The 18943-nt window shown below is 63.3% G+C and carries 16 protein-coding genes; 11 read left to right on the forward strand and 5 right to left on the reverse strand.

Features of this window, described 5'->3' with window-relative positions; translation table 11 throughout:
* Window positions 1-133 precede the first annotated feature (133 nt).
* Together NO934_RS12470 and NO934_RS12475 are read right to left on the reverse strand one after the other, a co-directional pair.
* Window positions 134-2044, reverse strand: a complete 1911-nt coding sequence (locus NO934_RS12470) for a beta-N-acetylhexosaminidase (protein WP_309160289.1) — start codon at window positions 2042-2044, stop codon at window positions 134-136.
* 42 nt (window positions 2045-2086) lie between these two features.
* Window positions 2087-5521, reverse strand: coding sequence for a response regulator (locus NO934_RS12475; protein WP_309160290.1), 3435 nt, complete (start codon window positions 5519-5521; stop codon window positions 2087-2089).
* Window positions 5522-5805: 284 nt separating this feature from the next.
* Between NO934_RS12475 and NO934_RS12480 the strand changes: the two genes are divergently transcribed.
* From NO934_RS12480 to NO934_RS12530, 11 genes are all read left to right on the forward strand, one after another.
* A complete protein-coding gene (locus NO934_RS12480; RefSeq protein ID WP_309160291.1) occupies window positions 5806-7476 on the forward strand; it encodes an ABC transporter substrate-binding protein in 1671 nt (556 codons plus the stop codon).
* A gap of 210 nt (window positions 7477-7686) precedes the next feature.
* Window positions 7687-8664, forward strand: coding sequence for an ABC transporter permease (locus NO934_RS12485; RefSeq protein ID WP_309160292.1), 978 nt, complete (start codon window positions 7687-7689; stop codon window positions 8662-8664).
* 3 nt (window positions 8665-8667) lie between these two features.
* On the forward strand, window positions 8668-9588 hold the full coding sequence (locus tag NO934_RS12490; protein WP_309160293.1) for an ABC transporter permease: 921 nt from the start codon (window positions 8668-8670) through the stop codon (window positions 9586-9588).
* Window positions 9585-10373: an ABC transporter ATP-binding protein gene (locus tag NO934_RS12495; RefSeq protein ID WP_309160294.1), complete on the forward strand. Its 789-nt coding sequence runs from the start codon at window positions 9585-9587 to the stop codon at window positions 10371-10373. Before NO934_RS12490 ends, NO934_RS12495 begins: the two co-directional genes overlap by 4 nt.
* An 11-nt stretch (window positions 10374-10384) precedes the next feature.
* The gene (locus NO934_RS12500; protein ID WP_309160295.1) at window positions 10385-11329 is read left to right on the forward strand and encodes an ABC transporter ATP-binding protein; all 945 of its coding nucleotides are present in this window, start codon (window positions 10385-10387) and stop codon (window positions 11327-11329) included.
* Entirely contained in the window at window positions 11329-11793 is a 465-nt protein-coding gene (locus NO934_RS12505) for a GNAT family N-acetyltransferase (protein ID WP_309160296.1), read from the forward strand. The genes NO934_RS12500 and NO934_RS12505 overlap by 1 nt, the downstream gene beginning before the upstream one ends.
* 1 nt (window position 11794) lies before the next feature.
* Complete coding sequence (locus NO934_RS12510; RefSeq protein ID WP_309160297.1) at window positions 11795-12277, forward strand: hypothetical protein; 483 nt, start codon at window positions 11795-11797, stop codon at window positions 12275-12277.
* 84 nt (window positions 12278-12361) lie between these two features.
* A complete protein-coding gene (locus NO934_RS12515) occupies window positions 12362-13297 on the forward strand; it encodes an ABC transporter substrate-binding protein (protein WP_309160298.1) in 936 nt (311 codons plus the stop codon).
* A 39-nt stretch (window positions 13298-13336) separates the two neighbouring features.
* The gene (locus tag NO934_RS12520) at window positions 13337-14521 is read left to right on the forward strand and encodes an ABC transporter permease (RefSeq protein WP_375143253.1); all 1185 of its coding nucleotides are present in this window, start codon (window positions 13337-13339) and stop codon (window positions 14519-14521) included.
* Window positions 14518-15453, forward strand: coding sequence for an ABC transporter ATP-binding protein (locus NO934_RS12525; protein WP_309160299.1), 936 nt, complete (start codon window positions 14518-14520; stop codon window positions 15451-15453). Before NO934_RS12520 ends, NO934_RS12525 begins: the two co-directional genes overlap by 4 nt.
* Window positions 15450-16187 carry an ABC transporter permease gene (locus NO934_RS12530; RefSeq protein WP_309160300.1) on the forward strand — a complete coding sequence of 246 codons (738 nt, stop codon included), beginning with the start codon at window positions 15450-15452 and terminating at the stop codon, window positions 16185-16187. The genes NO934_RS12525 and NO934_RS12530 overlap by 4 nt, the downstream gene beginning before the upstream one ends.
* A gap of 8 nt (window positions 16188-16195) precedes the next feature.
* Here NO934_RS12530 and NO934_RS12535 read toward each other — a convergent pair whose 3' ends face one another.
* The 3 genes from NO934_RS12535 to NO934_RS12545 are packed head-to-tail and all read right to left on the reverse strand — an operon-like array spanning window position 16196 to window position 18936.
* Window positions 16196-17332 (reverse strand): succinylglutamate desuccinylase/aspartoacylase family protein, encoded by a 1137-nt coding sequence (locus NO934_RS12535; RefSeq protein ID WP_309160301.1) that lies wholly within the window; start codon window positions 17330-17332, stop codon window positions 16196-16198.
* A 4-nt stretch (window positions 17333-17336) separates the two neighbouring features.
* Window positions 17337-18095 (reverse strand): ABC transporter permease subunit, encoded by a 759-nt coding sequence (locus NO934_RS12540; RefSeq protein ID WP_309160302.1) that lies wholly within the window; start codon window positions 18093-18095, stop codon window positions 17337-17339.
* 1 nt (window position 18096) lies between these two features.
* Window positions 18097-18936, reverse strand: a complete 840-nt coding sequence (locus NO934_RS12545; protein WP_309160303.1) for an ABC transporter permease subunit — start codon at window positions 18934-18936, stop codon at window positions 18097-18099.
* Between the last annotated feature and the right edge of the window lie 7 nt (window positions 18937-18943).

Genomic DNA, 18943 nt, shown 5'->3' on the forward strand with positions numbered 1-18943 from the left:
CGCCTGGGCGATGCCTGCGACCCCACAAAAACGGGCTACCCTTCTCCCCTGGTGGGAGAAGGTGGATCGCCCGAAGGGCGAGACGGATGAGGGGGCTCTGAGTCTGCCAAAGTCTGCCGCGGTTGCGAGGCGTTTACCCCAAACCCGCCTTCGGCATCAGCGTCTGGATCGCCATGAACCGGGCAAAATCCTTCTTCTCGCGTGGCGACCATCCGGTTTCCGCGATCGCGGAGAGCCTGGGGTAAACCAGATGGTCGAACAGCTTCCGGTCCGCGAGGTTCTCGCTCCACAGGCATGATTGCACGCCGATCAGCTTGTCTTGCACTTCCGCGGGCCAGTCATGGGCCGGGTCGAATGTGTAGCAGGTTTCCACGCTCACCGTGCCCGCCCAGCTCGCACCGGGCTCCCACCATTCATCCGATTGCGCCATGTCGAAATAGGCATGCTCGGCCGGCGCCAGAACCACGTCGTAACCAGTCAAGGCCAGATCCCGCCCACTTTCCGATTTCTTCCACGCCACGAGGTAGGAACGGTTGGGATCGACCCCGCCCCCCAGCGCCGCCTCTTCCCACGCTCCGGTTTCCTTGCCGTATTGTTCAAGCAGCGACTGAATGCGCTTCAGAAAATACGATTGCAGCTCGAACGTCCCCTGCCAGCCATTCGGCCCCTGCATGGATTTGGCCTGCGGCGACCCCGACCAGGCCTCGTCGGCCACCTCGTCGCCGCCGATGTGAATCCACTTGGCCGGAAACAATTCGACCAACGTGCGCACCACCGCCTCGAGGAATACATAGGTTTCTTCGAGCGCCGGGTTCAGCGCGTTGTTGGGGAAATACTGTACCGAGCGGTAGATGCCGGTTTCCTCCGGATCGGCGAGCTGCGGCAGCGCCTTGATCACGCAATAGCAATGACCGGGAATATCAATCTCGGGAATGGTTTCAATCCCCAGCGACAGCCCGTAGTCGACGAATTCGCGCACATCGTCCGCCCGATAGACCAGCCCGTGCCGCTCGAACGGGCTGCCCAGCAGGGGCGGCAGCAATTCGCCCGGCCCGCGCCAGCCGGCTTTCTCGGCCAGTTCGGGGTATTCGGGCACGTCGAGCCGCCAGCCTTCGTCGTCATTGAGGTGGATATGGAAGCGGTTGAGCTTGTTCCAGGCCATGGTGTCCAGGAACGCCTTGATCTCGGCGACGGTATAGACCTGCCGTGCCACGTCGAGATGGCTGCCGCGCCAGCCAAACCGGGGCGCATCGGTGATCGTGCCTCCAGACGGGAAAACGAAATCCTCGGGGTGCTGCCGGGCCCCGCGCAGCATTTGCGCCAGGGTGATGAACCCATGCCGGAAGCCGTGCTCATCGCCGGCCGAAAGCGTCACCGTTTCCCCGAAGGCGATCTCGTATCCGCCACCCGCCAGTCCGGGCTTTTCGGTGCAGGTGATTTCCAGTCCGTTCCCGAACAGCGTTTCTTGGGGAAACAGCCGCCCGGCCAAAGCCGACACCGTTTCGAAAGCGGTCCGCGCCGCATCGGGCCCGCTTGCCAGCCTGATCGCCTCCGGCACATCCCCGCTGCCCGAGACATTGACCTCAGCCGGAAAGGGAATAACGCTGACCGTGGTTTCCGCTTCGGGCAAGGGCTGGCGCTCGGGGTGTTGGATGGTCGGTGATCCAGGCTCGCCCTTGAGTGTCATGGGCGCAATTTCGGGGGGCACCATCGTCCCGTCGTCCAAGGTCACCGCCGCCGATTTGGGCCCATAGGTATAGTGGCGCAGCGTATGGCTGATCTGTTTGGCAACGATTTCCCAGCGCCCACCCGGCTCGAGCACGAAACCCTCCTCGGGCGCCAGGACGTGATTGTTGGAAAGCTGATCGACAAGCCTTGCGCCTTCGATCGGGCTGTCGGGCTTGATCCGGAACAGCGAAGTCACCGCGAGGGTAAAGCCGGACACCGGCGTCTCGCCGGTATTGACCAGCGTGATCGCCAGCCGACCGGGTATAGCGATTTCAGGGTTCCAGTCCGCTTCCAGGCGGAATGAGGGCGTGGGCATGATTGAGCAGCCTTGGTTAGTGTTCAGACTTGGGGGAGAAGCTCAGGCGTTCTGGACGTCCGGAGCTTCGGTTTCGCCACGGGGCTTGGGCAGGATGTGCTCGCGCACCAGATCGCGCAGTCTTTGCGCGGCGGTCCGCAATTCGGCGTACTGCACCGCCAGCTCCGCATTGGCCGCGACGGCGTCTTCCACGTCGGCCAACACGAATTCGGCTGTCTGCACCACGTCGCGCCAGCGCGGATTTGCTGGGAGGGTTTCGATCAGCAGATATTTGTCGAGGGTCCGCGCCTGCAGCGATGACCTGTCGAGATTGACGCGCCAAACCCCGCTCTGTTCGGCAAAATCGATCTTGGATCCGCCCTTGACCCGTCGCCAGAGCGCCATCGATTGCGTCATCACCGCAACGATCGTCTCGCGATAGGCTTCCTTGCCGGGCGCTGGTACCGCTTCGGCTTGAATCCCACTCGCGAAGGCAGGGCGCTGCTCGACCAATGCCGTCCCGACCGTATCGAGAACCCCGCGCACCGAACGCACCAGATGATCGCTCGATTGCCGCGTCTGTGCCGTGTCGGGCGTGATCACCAGCGCGAATCCACCCCCCGCATCGGCATCGAGTTCGAAGCCGTTGAGCAGCACTGGACTTCCCGCCCGCCCCAGCGGCACCTCATCGAGCGAAACGCGCCCCTCATCGGCGATCGCCCGCATCATGGCGTCCACGATGGTCGGCGTCAGCAGATCGGACAGCAGCGTCGCCCCCGGATCGATTACCCGCCCGGCGAATACGGATGCGGCCTGATTGGCATAGGTGATCCTGCCGGTATCGCTCACGCACACCAGCCCCGCCTCCAGCGTATCGAGCAGCCGCGTCATGCGCTGCTGGGAAAGGCGCAGCGCATCTTCCACCTGTACCCGCCGCTCGATCTCGGATTTGAGTTCGATGTTTTCCCGCGCCGTTCCGCGCGCCCGCCCGGCTTCGAGCAGCGTTGCGATTCGCGCCAGCAGCTCGTCCTTGACGAAGGGCTTGACCACATAATCGTTTGCCCCGTGCTCGAACCCGGCGATCACGTCGCGGGTCCGCGAGCGCGCCGTCACCATGATGATCGGCAGCTCCAGCAGCCCATAGCGGTCGCGCAGCCGGCGCGCCACCTCCAGCCCGCCCATCTGCGGCATCATCACGTCGAGCACCACGAGGTCCGGCTTGTGCTTTTCGATCGCCGCCAGCGCGTCGATCCCGTTCTCGGCCGCCTTGACGATATAGCCCTGCGGCGCCAGCACATTGCGCAGCACCTGAATGTTGATCGGCTCGTCATCGACCACAAGGATCACCGGCGCCTCGCCCCCGGCAAGCGGCGCCATTTCCGCGGCATCGGCCAGCATCATGCCCACCGTCTCGCGCAATCCCTCCGCGCGCTCGCCATAGGTGAGGATTTCCGCTTCCGTCGCTTCGGTCTCGGCCACCGGCACCTCGAAGATGAAGCGCGAGCCCTTGCCCAGTTCCGATTGCGCCGAGAGCTTGCCATGCATGGCGCTTGCCAATTGCCGGGCGATGGTCAGCCCCAGTCCCGCGCCGCCCGGCTTGGCCATCACCTCGGGGCTTTCCCCGCGCTCGAGCGGCTGGAAGATGCGCTCGAGACTGTCGGGCGCGATCCCCACGCCGGTGTCAGTCACGGCCACCGCCACCACGTCGCCGGCCCGCCAGGCGGTGATCGAAATCGAGCCCTGGTCGGTATATTTGATGGCGTTGCCGAGGAGGTTATAGAGCACCTGCTCAAACCGCACCGGATCGGCCATCACATAGGGGATCGTCTCGGGAATATCGACGTCCAGCGTCACCGGTTCGCCGCGCAGCAGCGGCTCGGAAAGCTGCATCACATTGCGGATCGAGGTCGCCACATGCACCGGATGAATGTCGAGCCGCATGCGTCCCTGCCGGATGCGGTAGATGTCGATCAAATCGTCCACCAGCCGCGAGAGCCGCCGCGCCGAAAAGGTGATCAAATCGAGCTGGCTGCGCTGGGGGGGCGTCAGTTCCCCCACCGCGCCGGCCGAAAGCGTCTCGGAAATACCGATGATGCCGTTGAGCGGCGTGCGCAATTCGTGGCTCGTATTGGCGACGAAGGTATCCTTGAGCCGGTCGGCCTCTTCCAGCGCCGCGTTCTTTTCCTCGATCAGCTTCACATGCCGTTCGAGCTCGACATTCTTCTGCCCGATCAGGGTCAACTGCGCCCGCACCGCGTCGCGCATGCGCTTGAAGCTCTCGGCGAGCCGCCCCAGCTCGGTGGGCTTTTCAACGTTCGGCATAGTCCGCTCGAGATCGCCCGCCGCAATCGATTCCGCCACTTCGGTCAGCTTCTGCAGCGGCGCGGTCATTGTGCGCGAGAGAAGGTAGGCGACCCAGAACAGGATGGGCAGCGCGATGGCCGCGATGAGCAGCACGAACCGGGTCAGCGCCTCGGAATTGGCAAAGGCGATGCGGGTGGGTACTTCGGCGGCCAGCGTCCACTGCGTGTCGCCGAACGCCACCGGTCCCCAGGCCGCTAGCGCCGCGCCGCCGGAAAGCCCGCCATCGATCAGCGCCGTGTCGGCTGGCGCCCGCTCGTCGTCGGGCGCTTGGATCAGGCTGCCGACCGGCTGGACGAACCCGGCCGGCGCAGAAACCAGCCGCCCATTGCCGGCAATCATGTAGAAATTGCCGGTTTGCTCTTCCTGCGCCTGGACGATGGCGTCGATCCCCGCCGCCGGGAGGCGGAAGATCGCCACTCCGCGCGGGCGCTGGTAGAACTCCACCCGCACCGCGACATAGGCTCCGAACGCGCCGGTAACCGGATCGGCGCTGAAATCGGAAACCTGAAGGGTTTCGTTTCCTGCCATGGTTTGCGCGGCGAGCCGTCCCAGCGCGGTGTCGGCCATCGCCCCATCCAGGTCACCGCCGAGATAGGCGTCCTTTTCAACCGAATAAACCACCCGCCCGTCCGTGTTGACGAGATAGAGATTGTCGAACTCAGCCGAACGGATGAAGCTCGCATATTCCTCCTGAAACCGCTGATGCGCGTTGGAATATTCGAGCGCATTGGCAAACATCGCGTCGGTATCGGGCGAAAACTCGCCATCGCTGGCCGGCGCCTGTCCATTGATCCCGAAGATGCGGTGGAGGACATCCCGCGCCTCCTCGGGGTCCGCATCTATCCGCCGGAAGGCATAGGAAAAGCCGTAGAAATCGCCGATCGAGTATCGAACGGCGTTCGACTTGGCCAATGAATCGGCCTGCCGGAAGGCAAAGGAGAGGTATTGTTCGACCTCGGAGCGTTTGGCGTCCCGCACGAAGGCGAGCCGTGCGAAGGTCTCCTCCTCGACATTGGCGTTGAGGATGGAAAAGAACGCATAGGCCGTCAGAACCAGCGGCAGTGTGGTGATCGCGATCAGGATCAGGAACAGCCGGCTGCGAAATCCCTTCGGCGCAAGCCCGGACGGCACCATGGTCACTCCTCCTGGAAGGCCGCGCCCCTCGCGCAGCCTATGACATCGTCTATTCATATGGCTATGGCAAAAGACATAAAGCCGGATTCCCTCGTATCGCCGATTTTGACGGTTTTACCGGTTTTGGGTGCCCAATTGACGGAAAAGCACCCGTGACACACCCCTCTTCCTTGAGCGCAAAATGACCCTTACGCCTCATGCGTAGCCGTCCCATCTTCGGGCGGAAGGGGAACATCACGCCGCAGCGAAGGGGCTGCGGCTCAACCGGAGGGAGCTCAATCGCAATGAACACCAGATTCTTGAAGGGCGCATTGCTCACCACAACGCTCGTCGTGCCGACCGGCGCTGCGCTGGCGCAGGACGACGATTGCGCCATTCTCACAATGGTGCCCCAGCAACTGACCGCCTGGGTCGAAAACTACAATCCGTTCAACTCGACCACCGTGCTGCCCACCGTGCAGGATTTCATGTACGAGCCGCTGGTGATCTTCAACGCCATGCATGGCGGCGAAGCCCATTACCGCCTGGCCGAATCCTACGAATATTCCGACGACCTCCTGACCCTCACCTTCACCCTGCGCGAGGGCCTGGTCTGGTCCGATGGCGAGCCGCTGACCGCAGAGGATGTCGCGTTTTCCTTCAACCTCATCAAGGAATACCCCGCCCTCGACCAGCGCGCCGTCTGGCCCAAGCTCGAAAGCGTCACAGCGGTTGACGATCGCACCGTCGAATTCAAGATGACCGAAGTCGATGCCGGGCTCATCTACCAGCTCGTCCAGGTCTATCCGGTACCCGAGCACATCTGGGCCGATGTAGAAGATCCCGTGACCTTCACCAACCCCGATCCGGTCGCCTCGGGCGCCATGACCGAAATCGAGCGCTTCACCCCGCAGGAATACGTCCAGTGCCGCAATCCCGAATACTGGGATGCCGAAAATCTGCACGTGGATTGCCTGCGCCTGCCTCAGCTCGCCACCAACGATCAGGTTCTGACCGCCGCGGCCAATGGCGAACTCGACTGGTTCGGCTCATTTCTTCCCGACATCGAACGCACTTATGTGGGCATTGACCCCGATCACCACGGCTACTGGTTCCCCTCGGGCTCGCCGGTCTTTTTCTCGCTCAACATGCAGACCGAGGATGCGGGCCTTGCGGAAGCCTTCAACGACGTTGCCTTCCGCCGCGCCTTCTCCATGGCCATGGATCGCGAAGCGATGGTCGATATCGCCGGCTACGGCTATCCCACGGTCAACGACTATCCGTCGGGCCTGGGCCGGGCCTATCACACCTGGAACAATCCCGAGGTTGAGGCCCAGTACGGGGAGTACACCGATTTCAACATCGATGCCGCGCGCGCGTTGCTCGAAGAAGCCGGTTATGCCGACGCCGATGGCGATGGCTTCATCGATACGCCGGGTGGCGAACCGATCGCCTTCGATATCATCGTCCCCAATGGCTGGACCGATTGGGTCAATACCGTCCAACTCGCGGTCGAAGGGCTGAACGAATTGGGCATCAACGCCACCATGCAGACCCCGGAAAGCCCGGCCTGGACGGACCAGTTGATCGCCGGCGACTATGATGCGGCCATCAATTCGGTCACCACGGGCGTCACCCCGCACTACTTCATGGATCAGGCGCTCCATTCCCGTCACATCGGCCAGTCCCGCTTCCAGTCGGCGCGCTATTCCAACCCCGCCTTGGACGAGGCGCTGGATGCGTTCAACACCACCATCGATCCGGAAGAACAACAGCGGCATATGAACGAGATTCAGATGCTGATCGCCGAGGACATGCCGGTCATCTGGGTCTTCGATAACCCGCTCTGGTACGAATACAACACGACGCGCTTCACCGGCTTCTTCAACGCCGACAATCCCGTCGCGCGCCCCGTCGACTACGCGGGCGTCCCCGAGCGTCTCCTCCACCTGCTGGCCCTGCGGCCGGTGGAGTAAGTTCCACTACGCCTGCGGAATGAGCCCCCCTCTCCCCTTGAGGGAGAGGGGGCGGGCGTGAGGGGTGCGCTGAGCTAGCTGCGACACGCTGGCGCCCGAGTGTGCCGCAAGCGCCGCGGACCCCTCATCCGACCGCTTCGCCGCCACCTTCTCCCTCAAGGGGAGAAGGGCGACTGCGGCAGCCGCCCAAGCATATGGAGAGAGTGAGCCATGGCCTTCGTCCTGCGCCGTCTGGGCTTTTACATTGTCGCTTTTTTCGTCGCCGCGACGATCAATTTCATTCTGCCGCGGTTGATGCCGGGCAATCCCATCGACATCATGTTCGCCCAGTCGCAAACCACGATCCCGCCCGAGGCGCGCGCCGCGCTGGTGGAAACCTTCGGCTTTGCCACCGGTCCGCTGCACGAGCAGTATTTCGCTTACCTCAAATCGGTCTTTACCGGCGATCTCGGCTATTCCATCCGCTTCTACCCCCAGACCGTCAACGAAAGGCTGGGCTACGCTCTGCCCTGGACCCTGCTTCTCGCCGGTTGCGCCACGGTCCTTGCCTTTGCCATTGGTTCGCTCCTGGGCGTTTTCGCCGCTTGGAAACGCGGCGGGGCGTTCGATGCGGTGATCACCCCCACCTCGCTTGCGCTACAGGCCATCCCCCCGGTCGTCATCGCGCTCGTGGCACTCTTTACCTTCGGCGTCGCCCTGCAATGGCTGCCCACCGGCTATGCCTTCAACCCCAGCCTCGACGCCGCATTTTCCTGGACCTACATCTCCAGCGTCCTCTTGCACGCGATAATGCCGGTCTTTTCGCTGATGATCGTTTTCGTCGGCGGCTATCTCGTCACCATGCGCAACAACATGATCGGCCAGCTCGGCGAGGATCACGTCATCATGGGACTGGCAAAGGGCCTGTCCGAGCGCCGCGTCAAGTTCAACTACGCCGCGCGCAATGCACTCCTCCCCTCGGTCACCTCCCTTGGCCTCACTCTCGGCGCCATCCTGGGCGGGTCGCTGGTGACCGAGGTGGTCTTCAACTATCCAGGGCTCGGCCAGACGCTCTATATCGGCATTGTCACCCGCGACTATCCGCTGATCCAGGGCCAGTTGCTCATCATGACGCTGGCCATCCTCACCGCCAATCTCATTGTCGATCTGCTCTACGTGCTGCTCGACCCCCGGCTTCGGAGGGCCTGATCCATGCTCGAAACGCTCAAGGTTTTCCTGCGCAACCGCAAGGCGGCCATCGGCCTCGCCATCGTGCTCTTTTATGTCGCCGTCGCCATTTTCGGCCCGATGTTGCTCGGCGTCGATCCCATGGACCGGGTTGGCCGCCCGCATGTGGCGCCCGATGGCGAAACCATCCTCGGCACCACGCGCATGGGCCGTGACGTCTTCGCGCAGTTGATCTACGGCACACGCACCTCGCTCGCCGTCGGGTTTTTCGCCGGCCTGCTCGTCGTTCTGATCGGCACCGTGCTCGGTATCACGGCGGGCTATTTCGGCGGCATCGTCGATGAAGTCATCAATCTCTGCACCAATATCGTGCTCGTCATCCCCCAGCTCCCCCTGCTGCTGGTCATCGCTGCCTTCGTCGGCCAGACCTCGCCGGTGGTGATCGCCATCATCATCGGCACCACCTCATGGGCCTGGGGTGCGCGCGTCACCCGCGCGCAAACCATGACGCTGCGGCAGCGCGAATATATCCAGGCGTCCGAGCTGATCGGCGAACCGGCGCACCGGATGATCTTTGTCGAGTTGTTGCCCAACCTGCTCTCGATCATCGGCTTCAATTTCATCGGCTCGGTGACCTACACCATCATCACGCAGGCCACTCTCGAATTCCTTGGCCTGGGCAATCCCATGTCGGTCTCCTGGGGCACCATGCTCTACCATGCGCAGAACTCCTCGGCGATCACCGTGGGCGCGTGGTGGGAGGTGCTGGCCCCTGCGGTCGCGGTGGCCGGTATCGGCATAGGGCTCTCGCTTTTGAATTTCGGCGTCGATGAAATCTCCAATCCGCGCCTGCGCACCCTCGGCACCATCGCCGCCGCCGCCAAGGCGCAGGAAAAGCTCGATCGCCAGCGCGCCGCCGGCAAGCTTCAGGAGGCTGCCCAATGACCCCGCTCGTTTCCGTCAAGGGCCTGCAGGTTGACTACCTCACCGGCAAGGGCCTGTTCACCGCCGTCAAGGGCGTGGATTTCGCGATCGGGCAGGGCGAGGTCATGGGCCTTGCCGGCGAGTCCGGCTGCGGAAAATCCACCATCGCCTTTTCGCTAATGCGCCTGCACCGCCCGCCCGCCATCATTTCCAAGGGCTCGATCATCGTCGATGGCGAGGATGTTCTCGCCATGCCCCCGGCGCGGCTGGAGAAATGGCGCTGGTCCACGGTGTCCATGGTGTTCCAGAGCGCCATGAACTCATTGAACCCGGTGCTCACCCTGTTCGAGCAGTTTCGTGACATGCTGGCGCGCCACACCGCGATGACCAAACCTGAAATCCGGGTTCGCGCCGAGGAACTCCTACGACTTGTCGGCATTCCTGCCGCCCGGCTGGACGATTATCCCCACCAGCTTTCGGGCGGCATGCGCCAGCGTGTGGTTCTGGCCATGGCGTTGGCGCTCAATCCCAAATTGATCATCATGGACGAACCAACAACGGCTCTCGACGTGGTTGTTCAGCGCGAGATTTTGCAGGAGATCATGGTGTTGAAGGAAAGGTTTGGTTTTTCGATCCTTTTCATCACCCACGACCTCGCCCTGATGAGCCAGTTCGCAGATCGGATCGCCGTGATGCTCGAGGGACGCATCGTCGAGATCGCGCCCACCGCCGATGTCGTCACCAACCCGGCCCATGACTATACCCGACGGCTGTGGGACGCCATGCCTCGCCTGGGCGCCGCATGAGGGAGCAAGAGATGTCCGATACCCCACTGCTCGAAATCGATAACGCCAGCAAGATTTTCCACCTCAAGCCCATGTTCGGCGCCGCCAAGGAGGTGGTCGCCATGCGCAATGTCTCGCTCTCTATCCACAAGGGCAGGGCGCTTGCCATCGTGGGGGAATCCGGCTCGGGCAAATCCACCATCGGTCGCTCGGTCACCCGGCTGTTTAAGCTTTCCGAAGGCGCCATCCGCTTCAAGGGGCGCGACATCGCTTCGATCCACTCGCGCACCGACAGGCTCGCCTACAGCCAGGCGGTGCAGATGGTGTTCCAGGATCCCTTCGCCGCTCTCAATCCTGCCCATACCATCCGCCACCACCTGGAACGCCCCCTGAGGCTGCACAAAAAGCTCGGGGGCGAGGAACTCGCCAAAGCCGTGCTCGGGGTACTTGCCGATGTGGAACTCGATCCGGGCGTGACGCTCGAAAAATATCCCCATGAGCTGTCCGGCGGCCAGCGTCAGCGTGTCAATCTCGCCCGCGCCTTGGCGGTGGGGGCCGAACTGATCGTCGCGGACGAGCCCACCTCCATGCTCGATGTTTCGATCCGCAAGTCGGTCCTGGGGCTGATGGATCGCATGAAGAAAGAGCGCGGCATCACCTTCCTCTACATCACCCATGACATCGCCACGGCCCATTATCTGGCCGAAGAGACCGCCGTAATGTTTGCCGGGCAGGTGGTCGAGTGGGGCCCGTCCAAAAGCGTGGTGGCAAACCCGGCACATCCCTATACGAAAGTTCTTCTGAACGCCGTACCCGACCCGTCCATGCGGTTTGTGCACGATGCCGACGGGGGCCGCGCCTTCACCGAGGGTGTCGAAAAAGTCCGCGCCCTGGCCCGCAAACCGGCGGGTTTGCCGGTCGAGGTCGAACCGGGCCATTTCGTCCGCCATCGCTTCGAAAATCTGGACGCCGCCTGATGGCCGACCTCCTCGTTCGCCTCTACGACCTGCCGGAATACGACTATAAACGCGTTATCGATCAAGGCGTTACGCTGCGCCGGGCGCTGGCGCCCGAACGCGCGAGCGTTTGCGAGTGGGTGGAAACCCACTTCTCCCGCCATTGGCGCTCCGAGGTGGAAACCGGCTTCTCGCACCAGCCCATCGATGTCTGGATCGCTCACGATGCCGATGGCTTACTCGGTTTCGCCTGTGGCGATGTCACCGCGCGCGGGTTTTTCGGCCCCACGGGGGTCGCGGAAGATGCCCGTGGTCGCGGCATCGGCGAGGCGCTGCTGTTCAAGACCCTGCAAGACCTTGAATCCAAAGGCTTTGCCTATGCCGTGATCGGCGATCCCGGTCCTGTCGACTTCTACAAAAACAAGCTCGACGCCACCGAAATCCCTGCTTCCAAGCCCGGCATCTATCGCGGAATGCTCAAGTAAGATGGACCTTTACGCCCTCAATCCCTTTTCCGCCGACCCTGACCGCCACGCCATCTGGGAAATGCTCGTTGCCCGCGATATCGAGGCGTTCCTGGCTTGCGACTGGTCGATGGTCGAACCCGATTTCGCCGCCGATCGGTTCTTCGGCATCGACGGGAAATCCTCGGAAAATCCCGATGACTGGCGCATCAGCTTTCCCACCCTAGGGGCCTATCGGGACTCCTGGCTGGCCGGCGCCCACGACTTCGCGTCGCGCGCCTTGACCGAAACGGCAAAAGCCGGGGTGTTCGGGGCAACCCGCCTCGACGAGATCGAGATTTCAGGCGACCGTGCGCTCGCTCATAAGAAATTCGACGGCAAGGTCGCCATGACGGACGGCACGTACGATACCCTCAACTGGCAGTCCATCTATACTCTCGCCCGGCTGCCGGGCGGTTGGAAGCTTACCGGGTTCATCGGCTATCTGCCGTATCCGATGGGTTGACGAGCATAGAACAAAAGGAGTACGATTATTTATCGTTTTTGAGGGTGGTCATCGTGGTCTCGATCTGTAGGCTTGGAGACGCAAATGACCGAAAGCCAGATCGGGAGACATCCAGTGCACATCCTTAAAATCTTCGCAGGCGCGGCCATCGCTGCTGCGCTGACCACGGCCGCTTCCGCGCAGGTCGTGGTTTCGTCCAAGATCGACACCGAGGGCGGTGTTCTGGGCAACATCATCGTCAAGATGCTGGAAGCAAACGATATAGCGGTCGAGAGCCGGCTCCAGCTCGGCGGCACGCCCATCGTGCGCGAGGCGATCACGGCGGGTCAGATCGATATCTATCCCGAATATACGGGCAACGGCGCCTTCTTCTTCAATCTCGGAGAGGAGCCGGTCTGGAACGACGCGCAATCGGCCTATGAGCGCGTCGCGGAAATGGACCTGCAGGAAAACAACATCGTCTGGCTCGCGCCCGCGCCGGCCAACAACACCTGGGCTATCGCCCTGCGTTCGGAAATCGCCGAGGAAAACGGGCTCGCAACCTTCTCCGATTTCGCCGAATACGTGAATGGCGGCGGCGAGATCGTCCTGGCCGCATCGAGCGAGTTCGTGACCTCGCCGGCAGCTCTTCCGGCCTTCCAGGAAGCCTATGGGTTCGAACTCACCTCCGATCAGCTCATCCAGCTTTCGGGCGGCGACACGGCCGCGACCATAGCAGCGGCCGCCAACCAGACGTCCGGCGCCAATGCCGCGATGGTCTATGGCACCGATGGTGGCATCGCACCTTCCGGCCTCGTCGTCATGGAAGACGACAAGGGCGCTCAGCCGGTCTATGCGCCTGCCCCGATCATCCGCCAGGAGGTGCTCGAGGAATATCCGCAGATCGAGGAAATCCTTGCGCCGGTTTTCGAAAGCCTGACGCTCGAAGTGCTTCAGGATCTCAATGGCCGCGTGCAGGTGGGCGGTGAGCCGGCCGATGCGGTGGCCGAAGCCTATCTCACCGAAGCCGGCTTCCTCTAGGGATGGAGTGAAGCTGCCGCGAGGGGGCTTCATCTCGTCGTGACGACACTCACACACTCCGGGCCGATATCGCGGGGCATCGACAAGCTCGGGGTGGTGGTTGCCGCCCTGGGCCTGTTCGCCCTGGCGTTCCAGCCCTTTCTCGTTTTCCGCGCCAATCGCATCGTGCAGGGCGAAACCGTCGCGGCCTGGGACGTGCTGGGCGCGGGGGGCGTCGCGCTGATCGGCGGCCTTGGGCTGGCGCTGCTCGTCCTGCTCCTGCGCACGCCACTCGCCTGGCGTCTTGCGGTTTCCGGCCTTGCGCTCGGTGCCCTCGCCATAGCCGTTGGCTTGGGGGCAACCGCGTTGATCCCCGAAGGGGACACTTATGCGCGGGTTTCGCCGGGGGCGGGAGTCTGGATCCTGGTCTTCGCCTTCGCGCTTGCGATCACCGACGCTCTGGCGCGTTTCAGCCTCAAGCCGCTCTCACGCGTGGCGGTGCTGATTGGGGTCGCCGCTGCGCTGGGCGCCATTCTCGTCTCCGGGCTCTGGGACGATCTGGCCGTGATGCGTGAATATCAGAGTCGCCAGAATGCGTTCCTGCGAGAGATCGAAACCCATCTGTTCCTAGCCTTCGGCTCGGTTGCCGCTGCCGTTTTGGTTGGCGTGCCAGTGGGCGTGGTGTGCTATCGCGTTCCCAGGTTGCGCGCCGCGATCCTGGGCAGCCTCAACATCGTTCAGACCATCCCCTCGATGGCGCTTTTCGGGCTCCTGATCGCGCCGATGGCGTGGATCGGCGCCAACGTTCCCGGCGCTGCCGCGATCGGGATAGCCGGCATCGGCTTTGCGCCTGCCTTCCTCGCGCTTTTCGCCTATTCGCTGCTGCCGATCGTCTCCAATACGGTCGTGGGGCTCGACACCGTTCCCCGTGACGCCAATGACGCGGCGCGCGGCATGGGCATGACCAATGGCCAGCGCATGCGAAAAGTGCTGCTGCCACTTGCCTTTCCCGTCATCCTCACCGGCATCCGCATCATCCTTGTCCAAAATATCGGCCTTGCCGTCATTGCCGGTCTGATCGGGGGCGGGGGGCTGGGCACTTTCGTCTTCCAGGGCATCACGCAGACAGCGATGCCGCTGGTGCTTCTGGGCGCCATTCCCGCCGTCGCCATGGCGTTTGCCGCGGCGATCGTGCTCGATGCCGGCGTCGAACTCAGCCGCGGCCGCAACAGGGGCACGCCATGATCGAAATCGAAAATCTCTCGAAAACCTATGACGGCCGCCCCGCGGTGGACGATGTGACGCTCACCATTCCCTCCGGTGAGATCGCGACCATCGTGGGCACGTCCGGTTCGGGCAAGACCACGCTGCTGCGCATGATCAATCGGCTGGTCGAGCCCACGGCGGGCAGCATCCGCATCGACGGACGCGACACGCGCGACGTGCCCCCGTACGAGCTGCGCCGGCATATCGGCTATGCCATCCAGGGGCACGGCCTTTTTCCGCATTGGGATGTGGCCCGCAACATCGCGACGGTGCCCCGGCTGCTGGGATGGGACAAGGCCAAGGCTGCGTCCCGGGTCGATGAATTGCTCGATCTTTTCCAACTCGAACCGGATCAATACCGCAACCGTATGCCCCATGAGCTGTCGGGCGGCCAGAAACAGCGCGTCGGGGTGGCCCGCGCGCTGGCGGCGGGCCCGTCGGTTCTGCTCATGGACGAACCCTTCGGCGCGCTCGATCCCATCATCCGCGCCAAGGCGCAGGCCGATCTTGTCGATATCCAGCGCCGGCTGGGAACCACCATCGTGCTGGTCACCCATGACATGGACGAGGCGATCCGGCTGGGGACGCGCATCGCGGTGATGAGCGAAGGCAAGGTGCTGCAATATGCTTCGCCCGCCGAGATCATCACCCACCCCGCCGACGATTTCGTGGAAGCCATGCTGGGCTCGGGCGACAAGGCGTTCCGGCTGATGACCCTCACCAAGGTAAAGACCGTGGTCGAGCCGGGCACGGCGGAGGGCCAGCCAGTCGATTCGGACCTCTCCTTGCGCGACGCCTATTCGGAAATGCTCTGGTCGCAGCGTGATCGCCTCCCGGTGGTGTCGGATGGCAAGCCCGTGGGCATCATCAGCCGCGATGCCCTCGACAAACGCGCCGCCCGCCCGCAATGAAGCTCTCGAACCTCATTCGCCTCGCCGCGCTGGTCCTGCTCGTCGCGTTCATCGTGACGCCGACCAGTTTTGCGCCGGTCTTTGCGCCGCTCACCCGCTATGATGCGCCGGCGATCTATACCCAGACCTCCATTCTTTCGCTCACCTTGAGCCATCTGGGGATCGTTGCCGTCGCGACGCTGCTTGCGACGGTGGTTGCGGTCGGGTTCGCCATCCTCGTCACCCGGCCGTTCGGAGAGGAATTCCTGCCGCTTTCGCGCGCCATCGCCAATATCGGCCAGACCTTTCCGCCAGTCGCCGTGCTGGCGCTCGCCGTGCCCATGCTCGGCTTTGGCACCGGGCCAACGCTCGTGGCGCTGTTTCTTTATGGCCTTCTGCCGATCTTCGAAAACGCCATGACCGGGCTTCTCAGCCTGCCGCCCTCGGTGCGCGAGGCGGCACGCGGCTCGGGCATGACCGGCTGGCAGCGGCTGATCGGTGTCGAACTGCCGCTCGCCTTTCCCGTGATCCTCGCGGGCATCCGCCTCTCGGTGGTGATCTCGCTCTCGACGGCAACGATCGGATCGACCGTCGCCGCGCGCACGCTGGGCGAGGTGATCATCGCCGGTCTGCTTTCGGGCAACACGGCTTATGTGTTGCAGGGCGGCCTGATCGTCGGCGCGCTCGCCGTGCTGATCTATGACGGTTTCGTGGTGCTCGAAAAGCGGATCGCCCGGCGCATGGGGCGCAGCTAGTTTCGCGGTCAGTCCTCGAGGAGATAACCCTCGCGGCCGGGAAGGGGCTCGGTGCCCACGATCTTGGCGATCGAATCGCCCGGCACGACGAATTTGGACTGGTTGCGCGAGATCACCCGGCCCGCGGTTCCGGCCAGAATGGGCGTGCGCTCGGTGAAGGCGCCGGGACCATCGAGGGCGATGAGATCGGCAACCGGCTGCCCCTTTTCCACATGCTCGCCCAACTCGACCCGGTAGGCGAGCAGCCCGGCTTTATCCACGCGCAGCATCTCGGTTGCGCTTAGTGGCAGCGGGGCAGGAGCGGACTCGACGGCTGGCGGAGCGCCGGCAATCAGCCCCTTGGCCTGGAAGAAGGCGAAGAGGCCAGCCGCGTCTTTTTTGCCGATCGCGTCGAACACATCGGGCTGTCCGCGATATTCCAGCGTCGCGGCGCGGGCCGAAAAGGGAATGGGCTTATCGGGGTGCGCGGCGCGCAGCCGGGTCCAGAGCGAGGGCCAGACCTCGTCGAACGACCCGCCGCCGGAATCTTCTGCCGTCAACTGGGCCACCGATCCCATGTGATCGGCCAGCTCGGTCAATTCGGCCATGGATTCGGGCGTGACGAACAGGTGCACCAGCGCTTCGTTGTCGCAATGAAGGTCGAGCACGTAGTCCGCGTCATAGGCCTGGGTCATCACCAGATGGCGCAGCTTCTGCATCGCCGTCTGCGGCCGTTGGCCCGCGAGCCATTCGCGCACCGCCGCCCGGATGGTGCGCACATTGGCCTCGGCATCATCGGTGAGGCGCGGCGCGACGGCTTGGCCGACCGCGGCGAAGAGGTCGGGCCAGCGGCGGTTGAAATTGGTGCCGGAGCGGAAATCGTAGCGCCCCACATGATCGCCGAACAGGCGCTGGTTCATGCCCAGCGGATTGACCATGGGCACGATGGTGAACTTTGCCCGCAACTCACCCCTGGCATCGGCAGCCTCGATGAGGGGCAGCAGATGGTGGATGGCCATGATCCCCGGCTGTTCGTCGGCATGGAGCGCGGCCTGGAGGTACACCTTCTGCCCGGCATCGCCGGGGCCGATCTCAAAGATCGTGAGTTCCGTCGTCGTTCCGGGAGCGTCGGCGTCGATGCGGTGGAGAGTGCGGTTTAGGGGCATGGGTCTATCGAATGTATTTGGGGCGGAAACGCAGGCGCGGCGGGGCGGCGTTGCGCTGTTTGGGCATGTGGCGCATCAAGCGTTCGTAGATGCGCCCGAAGATGAAGAAGATCACCAGCGAAATCCCCAGGAACCACAGCGCGGCGACGGGGAAGTGGAGGAAGGCGTTGAAGTCGCGTTCGAAGAGGTATTGCGCCGCGTTCATGATGTCGCGCTGGCCGTCGATCACCGGCAGGGTGAGGTAGATGAGCGCGGTGGCGTGGAACAGGAACACCACTTCATTGGTGTAGGCCGGCCAGGCGATGCGGATCATGTTTGGCCAGGTGACGGTGCGGAACACCTGCCAGGGGGTCATGCCGAAGGCGCGGGCCGCCTCGAGTTCGCCGCGCGGCACGGTGCGCAAGGCGCCATAGAGGATTTCCGCCGTATAGGCGGTGGTGTTCATCACCAGCGCCAGGGGGCCGATGAAGAGCGGGTTCATCATCAGCCAGTTGATGCCCCATGGCCGCCAGAGCACCGGGTTCAGCGCCAGCATGATCGAATAGAACATGAAGAGCTGGATGAAGATCGGCGAACCGCGGAAGGCATAGACATAGGCCGAGCAGAGGCGCCGAACGATGGGATTGCCCGAGTTCTTGCCAAGGGCAACCAGCAGAGCCAGCCCGAAACCGATGGGCAGCGAGGCGAGCGCGAAATAGATGTTGTAGAGCGCCGGTTGGGCGAAAAAGGCGATCTCGCGCCAGAGGAGGGAAAGCGTTTCCATTCTAGCCCTCCACCGGCATGCCGCGCCGCGCCCAGAGGGTGAGCCGGCCGAAGGCTTTTTCGGAAATGAGGGTCACGAGGATATAGAAGACGAAGAGAGCGATGAAATAGGCCCAGCGCCAATCGCCATGGACCAGTCCGGCCTGGGGCAGGAAATTGGGCGATCCCAACTGTCCGGCCCACCAGACGATGTCGGCGATCTGGAGGAGGGAGAGGAGCGATGTGGCCTTGATGAGCAGCATCCAGACATTGGACAGTCCGGGCAGGGCATAGACCCACATCTGGCGGATATGGATGCGGAACAGCACCTGCATCTCGCTCAGGCCATAGGCGCACGCTGCTTCGAGCTGGCCGGACGGCACCGCGCGCATGGCGCCATAGATGACGTTGGCGGCGAAGGCGCCATAGATGATGCCGAGGGAAAGGCAGGCGAGGGCGAGATATTGGTCTGTCGAAAGGATCCAGTTGGCCTCGTTGCAGGGCGGCCAGTTGGCTTGCGTCGCGGCGATGGTTTCGGGCGTGCAGACCTGGGTTGCCAGAACCCACTCGACGCCCTGCTCGAAAGCGAGCGGGAAAAACAGGAAGAACAATACGTCGGGAATGCCCCGCACCATATTGGTGTAGAGCGTGCCGATGACGCGCAGCGGCGCAAAGCGCGACGATTTGGCCGTCGCGCCCAGAACGCCGAACACCAGCGCGAGCACGGCCCCAAAAATCGCGGCTGTGATCGTAAAGCGGAAACTGGCGTACCAGCTCAGATGCTTGCCATTGGTCAGATAGGCGAACCAGAAGGCGAAGTCTTCACCTAGCCAATCAAAGAGCCAGAAGGCTTCCGATTCCACGTCGTCA

Source organism: Pelagibacterium sp. H642, assembly GCF_031202855.1.
Lineage (GTDB): Bacteria > Pseudomonadota > Alphaproteobacteria > Rhizobiales > Devosiaceae > Pelagibacterium.